Genomic DNA, 309 nt, shown 5'->3' with positions numbered 1-309 from the left:
CCGATCCGGGTTCATTAACGGCCAGCACAACCCTGGTCATTACCGTTAGCCCCGCCCCGATTGTGAACACCGCGCCCAGTGTGGCTAATGCTATCCCGCCCCAGTCGGCCACGGTGGGCAGTGGGTTCAGCTATCTCATCCCAGCCAACACCTTCACCGATTCGGAGACACCTGCCAGCCTGACCCTGTCGGTCAGTAGTCTGCCTGCCGGATTGAGCTTTACCGCTCCGGCTACCATCTCGGGAACGCCCTCCACTACGATCGGGTCACCTTTCACCATCACTGTGACGGCTACTGATCCGGGTTCGC

The 309-nt window shown here is 60.8% G+C and carries 1 protein-coding gene; it reads left to right on the top strand.

Annotated features, from left to right (window positions below):
• Positions 1-309, top strand: a 309-nt coding sequence (locus GJR95_RS41610) for a putative Ig domain-containing protein (RefSeq protein ID WP_232541320.1), incomplete at both ends; no start/stop codon positions are given.

The sequence above is a fragment of the Spirosoma endbachense genome, from assembly GCF_010233585.1.
GTDB lineage: Bacteria > Bacteroidota > Bacteroidia > Cytophagales > Spirosomataceae > Spirosoma > Spirosoma endbachense.
This window is presented reverse-complemented; position numbering and strand designations above follow the sequence as displayed.